General features: G+C 43.1%; 3 protein-coding genes. All 3 read left to right on the top strand.

Going from position 1 to position 11,508, the window contains the following annotated elements:
* The first annotated feature begins 12 nt into the window (after nt 1–12).
* The 3 genes from ACFSX3_RS05905 to ACFSX3_RS05895 are packed head-to-tail and all read left to right on the top strand — an operon-like array spanning nt 13 to nt 11,500.
* A complete protein-coding gene (locus ACFSX3_RS05905) occupies nt 13–951 on the top strand; it encodes a hypothetical protein (protein ID WP_209991479.1) in 939 nt (312 codons plus the stop codon).
* 14 nt (nt 952–965) lie between these two features.
* Nucleotides 966–1,760, top strand: a complete 795-nt coding sequence (locus ACFSX3_RS05900; protein WP_209991478.1) for a hypothetical protein — start codon at nt 966–968, stop codon at nt 1,758–1,760.
* Nucleotides 1,761–1,786: 26 nt separating this feature from the next.
* Nucleotides 1,787–11,500 (top strand): RHS repeat protein, encoded by a 9,714-nt coding sequence (locus ACFSX3_RS05895; RefSeq protein WP_209991477.1) that lies wholly within the window; start codon nt 1,787–1,789, stop codon nt 11,498–11,500.
* Nucleotides 11,501–11,508: the final 8 nt, after the last annotated feature.

Raw genomic sequence — 11,508 nt, 5'->3', positions numbered from 1 at the left:
AGGAGAATGGTAATGATCCGCAAGCGAAAATACAGATATATATCCATAGCAATCATAGTGGCGTTGCTGGCTGAAGCTGCTATTGTGACCTTTCCAAGACTTAACCGGGATTCAGCAGTAGAAGAGTCTTCCCAGCAGCAAGATGAGCAGACGGCTGCAGAGCTCTCTAACCTTAGCGGAGTTGCAGCAAAACAAATTCTAGCCATGAAAAAGTCAGGTTCTTCATGGAATGAAATTACGGAGACTCTAAAGCAGCAGCTTCCGGCGAATAATACGGAAGACAAGCAGGGGCGTTCAAATCTCCTTCATGAGGCTGGTCTGGGTGAGGAATTACTTAAGGAACTTCGTCAGAAGGGCTTCCAGGATGACGAGATCATGGAAGCTAAAATGCTGACGGAGAGAACTATGCAGCAGTTAAAAGAAGTAGTCAGCAGTGTAGCATCTATTGTGGAGAAGCCGGAAGCAACCTCAGAACTATCCGGTTCGGCTGAGGAGGATTTGCAGTCTGCGTACGTAACGATTAATGAGCAATTTAATGAGGGGGAGGCAGTTACTCTCCTTCTTACCTTGCAACAGGAGTTCGGTTCCATGGAAGCTGTAATGAATGAATACTTACTGTCGCTTCAGATTGGGCTGAATCTCAAGGACTACATTACTGATCCCAAACAGTATCAGGAAAATAAAGAACAACAAACTATTACTCTCAAAGAGAGTGAGATTGTAACACTGGACTCTCTTGAAAAGAGGATGCTGGAGCAATTACAGCAGGGGAAGGAAGCACCCGATCTTGAAGTTGCAGAGAGGAACCCTGACCCTAATAATATTGTAACCGAAGACAAGGAGTCACTGATTCCGGATATAAACCCGCCTACGGTGCAGGATGTGAGGCCGGAAAATCCGGGTGAAGCGGTCAGACAAGAAATTCAGGCAATGAATCCTAATTATAAATAGAGGAGCTAAGAGGAATGAACAAACGTAAGGTACTTCGGATTTCCGCTTTTATAATCATTCTGATATTGGTGTTCCAGGCAGGGGTAATGGCCTATGCCAAGGTGGCCGTTACTCCTAAGGTGGAGACTGAAGATAGTCATGGAATGAACGCTGGACCTTTACAGTCTGAAGTGGTTCAGAGTTCATATGATCAGTTCCTGAAAGAATTCAGTGTTCAAGAGACCTACCGTAAGCAGATTGAAGAGCTGGTTGCTGGCGGTTATAGCCGTGCTGCGGTATTGACCGCTTATGACTTCTTATACCACAATTTCGGTAATGTGAATGAGTGGGCTGCTATGCTGGAGGCCAGAAATACAGGCAAGACCTGGGAGGCACTTTTCACACAATACCGTGAGACTCATAAAGAATTTATCCCCAGATCCTTCGAATCAGAAGAGCTTGAGCTTCTAATGCAGGTGCAAGGAGCAACCTCTGACGATATTATGATCGCAGACCGACTATCTTTCGTAACCGGTAAGCTGTTTGGAGATTTACTGACTGCGAAGCTGAAAAGTGGTAAATGGAGCAGTGTTTTTGAACAGGAAAAGGTATTGTATAGCGGAAATCCATTTCCAAGAGTTCAGATAACAGAGGAAGAAGTTCGTAAATATACTGGGGACAGCAAGCTTTCCGATCAGCAGGTTACACATGCTTTTGTATTGGCACAGAAGCTCGGGGAGTCTGCCAAAGTTGTAGTTACCCAAATCGCGCAAGGAATTTCAGATGAAATGATCATGGCCCAAACCTATACAGAAAAGTACGGGCAATAATTTAGCAGGCAGACGGGGGTAACTTTGTGAAGAAAGCATGTATCCGAATATCATTGGCTTCTTTTATCTTGATGATGTTTTTCTTACCGGCAGCAAGTGCCGAGACCTTACAGGATCAACTTAACAATCTGGTAGGTCCCAAACAAAAGTACAATACTATGCTTTCACCGGCATATTTAAGAACCAATGAAACGGTTGACGAAATTAGCCCTCAGAGTGGTTCACTAACCATCACTCAGACAGATTATGTCCTGCCTGGTAAGAATGGATTGGATCTTGAATTCAAACGAATTTATAAGAATGAAACAGCGAATGTGCAAGAGATGGAAGTGAATTATGTAGACGGAGCCTGGGTAGACAGAGCCTTCTCTTATGCCAAAACCTCCTCCTTCTATGAGGATAGATATAACCTCGGCATGGGTATGCGCTTCTCCTTTCCGAATATTGAAGTGAAGGTGAATTCGGACGGCTCCAGCCATAAGTTTTTGCATACAGACAGCGGGGATGTATACCGTCTCAAGCCTGCGAATCTGGACGGAGCCTATGTATTTCTACCGGAGGGCCAGACTGTGAAAGATGTGGTAGTCCGTGAAGCTGTCACTTATCAAAATGGACAAGCAGACGGAACCTCCAAGTACAAGATGACAGGCAAGGATGGAAAGAATACCTATTTCGCCGAAGACGGCCGGATCTTGGGAATCGTGGACCGGTATGGCAACACTATTAATTTTCAGTATGAGTCATTGAATTATTATATGGATGGTCATTCCATTAACAAGAAGCTGATCTCCAAAATTACGGATTCAGTGGGCCGCGATACAACGATTGAATACAAAGAGGATCTCAATTATACAGTAGGCCCGATTAGCATTGATTCTCCTGTAGGTGCGAACAACTATTATAACGCATCGCAAAGTCCCAATAATACGGATTCCGGAGATCTAAAGGGTAAGTTCCAAGTGATTGTCCATCTTCCGGGCGATAAAAGCATTGTGTATGACAAGTCAGCAGCGCTCGTTAATGATTCCAAGCATGTCATAAGAACCCGGCTGCAAAGGGTATATGACACGGATACGAAACCGAAATTCATGTTCTGGTATGAGCAGCCTGATCTGGGCTTCACCTACTTTAACAAAGATAAATATTCCGCTTATTCCCGTTACGAGAATCTTGTACTGGTAGATGAAGTAAAGAGCAATAAGGCGAAGAGCTATGTATATAACACCTATACCAAACGGCTTAATGAAGGCAGTATGCAATACAGAAAGATTTTTGAGAGTAGTGATCTGATCAAGAAAGGGTTCGATCCTGCCAAACCAAACTTTCTGGATAAATTCATAACCGAAACCTATAACAAGAAGACCTACACCTATACTAATGAAGCTGACGGGTACGGCACCGCAGACTATAAGCAGGATGATAAGACTTATCTTAAAGATACATACCGTTATTACACAACCATCACAGATGTTAACGGCAGCACTGTCAAATATACATACAACGGTAATCAGGAAATGATTCTTACCGAGAAGCAGGGCAAGAATCACAAGGAGACCGTTACCAGTGAGCATGATGAGCTGAAGCTGGTCAAGAAACAGGAGACGCTTATCTATCAAGTGGCTGGCGGGCAGGCTACAGGTGAGCCGGTTCATTCCATTGAGAACTACCGTTATGACGAGTACGGCAATATGACCAGTCATACCGGACCTATCGCTGAACGTGACAGCAAGGGTTATCCGGTGAACAATGAACATACCGAAATATTTACCTATGATATTAATAAATATCATATTCTGACCCAGAAGACTTGGAAGCTCGACCAGAATAAGGCGGCTCAGACCAATTATGAGCTGGATAGTAAAGGCAATGTAATCAAAGAGAGCAAAGCCACGAATGATCCGGCGAATCCCTGGCTAATCACAGAGTACGCCTATGATTCCTATGGCAATCTGATCCGTAAAACGGCACATGACCGTTCGCAGGATTTCACCACGCATTATGAATATAGTATCGATGCCAATGGTGCAAATACCAAAGGGGCTTACCTGACCAAGCAATATCAGCAGGCCGATGGCAAGACTTATGCCAAAACCTACGCCTATGATATGCAGACTGGCAATATCGTCAGCGAGATCGATGCGAATGGAAACAAGACATCGTATCAATACGATGCAGTAGGCCGTGTACTGAAGAACATCCGGCCGGATAATAAGGCAATGCAGTACGAATACCTGGAGAGCCCGTATGCCAACTTCAAGATCCAGTATACGGATGCGGGGAATTACAAGTATCTGAATGAATATGATATTCAGGGGAATTTGTTGAACTATAGCATCAATAGCCAAGGTGAATGGAAGAGGTTATCCTCCCTACAATATGATGCTTTTGGCAATCTGACTAAAGAAATGAATAGCAATGGACACAGTACTCGCTATGCCTACGATAGCAATCAGCAGATTGTGGAGAAATCCTTCTATGACAATGATAAGACACTCAAGGCAGCTGTGAAAATTGATTATCAGATTAACTCTTCTCCCCAGTATCCTATGCGTATGACGATTACGAATGAAGAAGGCTATGGTAAGAGGTACTACTATGACCTTGAGAGTCAACTGGTCAAGCAAGAAGTTACACCGGATCGTCAGACGTATTACGCCTCAACCTTCACTTATGACTATGTCGGCAACATCATAACAGACACTGACGAAGGCAAGCATACTACCCGTTATACTTATGATGCCTTGGGAAGAAAGATTAGCGCCACTGATGCTCTGGGTAACACGACAGAATATGGCTATAATGCGATGGAACAACCTGTCTCCGAGAAAGCCCCCGGCGGTAAGATCACAGAGTGGATCTACGATGGATTGGGTAGAAATACCATTCAAAAAATTTATCAAGCGGGAGCTTCGGATTATTTCTATACCAATAGCCAATATGATGCGGTGAATAACAGGGTTAAACTTACGCAGGGGCTGTATTCAGCAGGAGTTAACAAGGATTCTTCAATAACCTCCTTTTCATATGATTCTCTCAACCAAGTGACAGATCAAAATGTCAGCCTGGACGCTGCTACCCATTCACACACATCTAACGAATATGATGCAAACGGGAATAAAATTAAGATTGTAGAATATGCAGATTCAACTGGCGCTAAAGAGATTGTACAGAATTATCAATATGATTTTGCCGGAAACATAACGTCAGAGACAGGATCATCCAAAGAAAAAGGGGATGACGGATCACTTGTAGAAAGAGGGGCATATCAGACCTTAAACGAGTTTGACCTCGAAGGAAACCTGCTGAAGACGAGGCAATTCAATGGTACGGGTTATGATACTGAGGAGAATACGTACAATTATAGAAATCTTAAGGTATCTTCCTCCAAGCCTTTTAATGACAAGGGCCCTAGAATCAGCCGTTATCAATACGACAAGTCCGGAAATCTGATTACCGAGACGTCAGTAATTGATGGAACTGAGCGGACAACCTCTTATACCTACGATGGATTAGGTTTTGCAATAGGGACAACTGATCCTTTGGGGAATTTAAGCCGTTATCAGTATGATACGATGGGCAATTTGCTAAAAACTGTGGATTCAAGATACTCTGCTCTTGCTATGGAACAGGCTCCTGGCATTGAGAATGAATATGATGCAGAGAACCGGTTAATTAAGACTATTGCTTTTGACGGAACCAATCGTGAGGTCATTGCTTACAAGGAATATGATGGTAGGGACAACCTTATTAAGGATGTGGATGGAGAAGGGTATAATGCTACTCATCCAGAGCAGTCTATAGGTCTGTTATATCAATACAATGTTATTGATAAGCCTGTTGAGATTATCTCAGCCCAGGCTGCTTATGATAACAAACAGCAGGGCATCCGAAAAATCAACAAACAGCTTATCTATGATGGTTCTGGTAATGTATTGAGCGAGACCGATGGGCTTGGTCGTACTACTTCATATTTCTATGATCTTGGAGGCCGTTTGAAGCAAACAATATATGCTGACGGCTCACGTACGACGGTCGATTATGATCTTACAGGTAAATGGGTCACTATTAGTACGGATAAGTCAGGCCAACAAACCAAAAGCTACAATACTATTTTTGGCTCTCCTTATCTAATAGAATATCCAGACGGCACCTATGAGTCCTTCCGTTATTCAGCGCAAGGCGAATTGCTGGAAAGCATAGACCAGAATGGGAAGTCTGTTTACTACGGTTACGATTTAGCAGGTAATCAAATATCCAAAAAAGAATATATTCGTGCGGATGAGGCCAACACGTTTTACCGTTCCACTATTATAAAGTATGATGAAGCCGCTAAATTGCTCTCGACAGAAACCTTTCAACTCACTGTCTCAAAGAAAAATGGAGCTGTAACTCAGTCCAGCATGGGAGACCTTACTCAGCAGATTTATGATAAAGGCGGAAGAGTTATTCAGGTTACAGGACCGTTTGGCAGAGAGAGTAAGCAGGATTATGACCGGGCCGGGAATATCGTAGCAACTTATCAAAAAATTAGCGATAATAATTATGATATTACACGGAACAGCTATGACTCCAGATCACGGCTTACCAAAAGCGCTGTACTGGTTAAGACCGCGGACATTAGCGCAGGCTTTTTGCCAGGTGCTGTTTTCGACAATGATTATGTGGACCGTCTGGAGGCAGCGACAACCTATACCTATTCGAAGAATGATCAGGTGTTAAGCCAGAGCGATGCTAAGGGAAATACAACCTTATTTGAATATAATTATAATAAACAATTAATGAAGAAGACGGACGCTATTAAAGGTTCAACGCTATATCAATATGATGCTGCGGGTAATGTACTAACCGAGACCAATTCAATTGGAATGCAAACCCGCTATGAGTACGATTCACTTGATCGTGTGCTGCGTAAAAGTCTGCCCGCTGCAGACGGCGGATTGGCTGTGACTCGATACATCTATGACTTAAGTGGTAATCTGATTCGGGAAATCTCACCTAATCAATACAAGAAAGAGATGGATAGTACCAATCAGGTTATGAGTATGAAGGGGATGTCTTATACTTATGACAAGATGAACCGCAGACTATCTACAGTATCTCCTGAAGGGACGATTGTGGAATACCTCCAGTATGATGCTAAGGGACAGATGTCCAAAAAAGTGGATGGTCTCAAGTACTCAGGCAATATCAGTTCTTCCAAAGGTACAACCTATGCATATGATGGGCTTGGCCGGCTAACTAAAGAAACAAATGTTCTAGGAGACAGTAAGCTCTATGAATATGATGTGCTTAATCATTTGCTGGCACGAACGGATGAACGGGGGAACACGACTTCATATGAAGTCAATCCTGACGGTACACCTGGTAAAATTATTTATGCAGATGGTGGAGTTTTTAAGTATTCCTTTGACAAGTTGGGCAGAAAGACTACCGAGACGAATCCGCTTGGAGCAGTAACTACTATCAGCTACACTTCATTTGGCAAAGAAAAGGCTGTGAAAGACCCATATGGGTCTACAGTTGAGAACAAATATGATCTTAACGGGAATCTGGTGTCGGTAAAAGATCAAGCGGGCAGCATAACCATCTTCAATTATGATGCCGCAAACAGGCTAATTGAAAAGAAATCTCCGCTTGCACTCGATGAGAGTAAGAACGTGATTTATGCTGTGGAGAGCTTCCAGTATGATCCGGCTGGAAATATGACTAAGAAAATTTTAGCGGGATCAAAAGAGGATTCTGGAAGCCGGGAAACTACTTATATCTATTATGATAACAATCTGCTCAAAGCCATCTCTGACAACAGCGGGGCAAGCTCTTCCATTGAGTATGACAAGAATGGTAATCTCATCAAATCAGAAAAGTTAAGAGATGCCGACCTAACAGATGTGGAGCAGTATGAGTATGATTCCCAAAACCGGATGGTGAAGCGGATAGGGTGGCTTGATAAGTCAACCCTTGAAGGTTATGCTACTCTGCCTAATCTAGCAGATCTACTTATTTCTTCCTATCCGAATAAAATCATGCAGATTACAACTTACAGTTACGATGTGCTTGGCAACAAAATTCAGGAAACAGATCCTAGAGCAAACGGATTCTTGTCCTCTGATTCGGCTAACCGAAAGGCATACACCGTAAATTATACGTACGATGCTATGAACCGCGTGGCGAAGGTAATTCGTGCTCTAGGTTCAACAGAGAGTGTAAGACAATACAGCTATGATACGGCCGGAAATAAAATTTCGGATAAGGATGAGAGGGGATACGTAACCAAGTATGCGTATGATCCAGTTAACCGGATTACTGTAGTCACTGATCCAGAAGGTAACAAGTTTACAACAGCTTATGATCTGGCAGGAAATAAAATTTCTGATACCAATGCCAAGGGCTTCACTATGTCATATACCTATGACAATTTAAACAGGCTGTCCCTAACTATTGACCCATATGGTACAGTGGTCAGTAAGAAAATTTATGATGCAAACGGCAATATAGTGAAGAGCATTGATGCTAAAGGTTATGCGGCAGGTGAGACCGATGAGTCCCGCTATGGAACGATTTATCATTATGATCTAGGCAATCGTGTGACTGCTGCTGTTGATCCGGTATTAGCTAGTAAGAATAGTACAAGTAAATTCACTACCGCTTATCAGTACAACATCCATGGCAACCTTATTCAAAAAACGGATGCTCTAGGCAGCTCTATTCGTTATGAATATGATAATGCTGGACGTTTGACTAAGGTTACTGATGCGCTGGGTGTGGAGGTCAGTTACAGCTATGACCGTATGGGAAACAAACAGTCCATGAAAGATGGACGGGGTAAAGTTACCCAATACCGCTATGGATCATATGGGGTACTGCTATCTGTCACGGATGCTGGCAATGCAACTATCAGTTACACCTATGATCTGGCACTGAATAAACAGCGTATGATCGACCATCAGGGAAATAATACACTATATTTATATAGTAATCAGAATCTGTTAACTGAGATGAGGGTAGTAGAGACTGGGGATAAAATTAACTATAGCTATGACGAAGCTGGAAATCGGACTGGCATGAATGACGAGAGCGGAGCGTATGGCTACACTTATAATTCCCAGAATCAGCTGCTCCAAATTAGTAATGACAGTAAGGTTCAGATCAAATACACTTACGATGTCATTGGAAATGTAGAATCGGTGACAGATACGTTGGGCTTCACCACAACATACCATTATGACAAGTCCAGCCGGATGGCCCGTGTTGACTATGATGGTAAAGAAACTAGCTATTCCTATGACAAGAATGGCAACCGGACGATGGTACAGTATGAAGATGGCCTCAAAGAGGTTTATACGTACGATCTGAACAATCGTCTGCTAACCTTAACAAACAAACGTAACAACGGTTCAGAGATATCCAGTTACCGATATACCTATGATGATGCTGGCCGGCAGATTACCAAGACAGATAGTTTTGGATCAACTGCATACAGCTACGATGATGCGGGTCGTATTAAGCAGGTAGAAGCACCAGGAAAAACGACAGTCTATGCCTATGACGGGGCAGGAAACCGGCAGTCTATGCTAGAGACCTACACCTCGCTGCAGCCTAGCAGTTATATCTTCCCGGATACCAAGCAAGCACTTCAGTATAAATTGAAGAAGAGTGAGTATCTGTATTCTTCAAGTAATCAGTTGATGAAGCTTGAAGAGCGGATGAGCGATACAACAGGGAAGGAGTTGCTGCTCAAAACTGTAGATTATCTTTTTGATAAGAACGGGAATGAGCTTAGTCAACGGACAGCCTATACCCAGCCTCATACAACAGCAATGCACCAGTCTACCGGGGGAGATACTTACGAGGCACAGGCTAAAGAAATTAATAGTCTTATCGAAAAAGTAACTCAAGCCTATGACGGGTTCAACCGTTTAACGAAAGCTGTCAAGGTGAAGGCAGGAGACCGGACAACTGTAAATTATGTTTATAATGGTGACGGCTTACGGGTAAAGAAAACGGTAAGCAGTGCTAAAGCAGGGAATATAACAAAGGAAACGAATTATGTATATGACCGTCAGCACGTGATCCTGGAGATGGACGGAAGCAGCAAACTCAATGTACGTTACATCCGTGGTATTAACTACATTGCCAGAATGAATCAAGCTAAGGCATATTCCTACTATTTGTTCAATGGACACGGAGATGTTGTGCAGACTGTAACATCTGCAGGAGAAGTGCAGAACCAATATGATTATGATGTCTTTGGTAATCCTACTTTAAGCATCGAGTCCTATTCGGAATCCATCCGTTATGCAGGAGAGTATTATGATGGGGAGACAGGGCTGTACTACCTTCGGGCACGTTATTACGATCCGTACAACGGGCGTTTCCTGTCAGAAGACAGCTACTGGGGGGAAGACAATAACCCGCTCAGTCTCAATCTCTACACTTATGCCAATAATGATCCGATTCAGTATATCGATCCGACTGGTCACAAAGCAACGGCAAGCTCTATTCAAAGCCAGATCAACCGAAACGACGCTGCTGCGGACCGCCTCGAGCATCTGTACCTGGCGAAGCAGAAGGCGTCTACACCGCCTCCAAAACAAGAGCCGGCAGCACCAGCGAAACCTGGACAGAATTCGACGAAGTCGGCTTCGTCGAAGCCAGCAAATAATAATAAGGCAACTCCACCAGCCACGGTAACAAAGCCGCCGGCAACATCAAACAGTGGCTCAACTAATAGCTCACGTCCATCAGCAGCAGGAAGTGCAGCCGCCGCTGCAATATCAAAGCTGCAGCAGCAAAATACAGTTTTGGCAGCAGATCTGAAAAAAGTGAAGAAAGAGGAACAAGTTCTTCAGGCAGCTAAAACATCTGTCAAGAAAGATCCTGTACCTGTTAAGTCTTCTGCAAAGAATTCTGCCAGCGGATCTGTATTTAATTCAATAAAAAATGGAACGAAGAACTTAGTTGTAAATACCTACAATTTAATGATTGGTGACGATGCCAAACTGGCCTTCGGGAAGGATAAGTCGTTCTTGCAAAGAAGCGCAGGTTCTGCTAACTTGCTCTTCAATGTCGCTACTTTTGGTGAAGCCGCAGTAATAAAATCTGGCGTTAAAAGTACTATCCGATTAGCAGATAAAATAACGGAAAAAATAACAGCAAAATTTTTCACTTCAGCTGCGATAAAGGATGCAGCTGAAATAGCTGGAACTAAGGCGATCCAGAAAGCAGTGCAGCAAACTAGTACAGCAGTAGGGAATCAGACTGTTCAGGAGATGTTGTCGAGCGGCCCTAACGGGCTGTATAGTAAACTGAGAAAACAAGGTATTCCAACCACTCTGACGGATGATGAGGTCAAGGCGGCTAATTCGGTTAATCTTCGGATGCAGGCTGAGGGGACGAGGGAAACTGGGACTGTCTGGGATAATATCAAAAGAACACAACCTAATAACCCAGGTACAAGCATTCCTAAATCATTTGAAGTAACAGTGAATGAGGAAAAGTATTGGGTGAATCCAAATGCTACTAAACATATGGTAGAGTATTCAACCAGAACTCTATCACATGGTCAAAAGTTAAATGAACAACAATTATTAAGCAGTTTTCAATCAGCTGTAAAAGAAGCTACGGAAAAGGGATATAAGTTTAATGAACCAAAAGTAGTTAGCAATTGGGAATTAATATTTAGTCCATCTAGGGAAGCTGGGCAATTACCAGTCATTAAACATGCCCTTTATATTCCTTAAACAGGGAG

The sequence above is a fragment of the Paenibacillus rhizoplanae genome (assembly GCF_042684125.1).
GTDB lineage: Bacteria > Bacillota > Bacilli > Paenibacillales > Paenibacillaceae > Paenibacillus_AQ > Paenibacillus_AQ rhizoplanae.
Note: the sequence above shows the minus strand (reverse complement) of the source record. Positions and strands in the feature narration are given on the sequence as shown.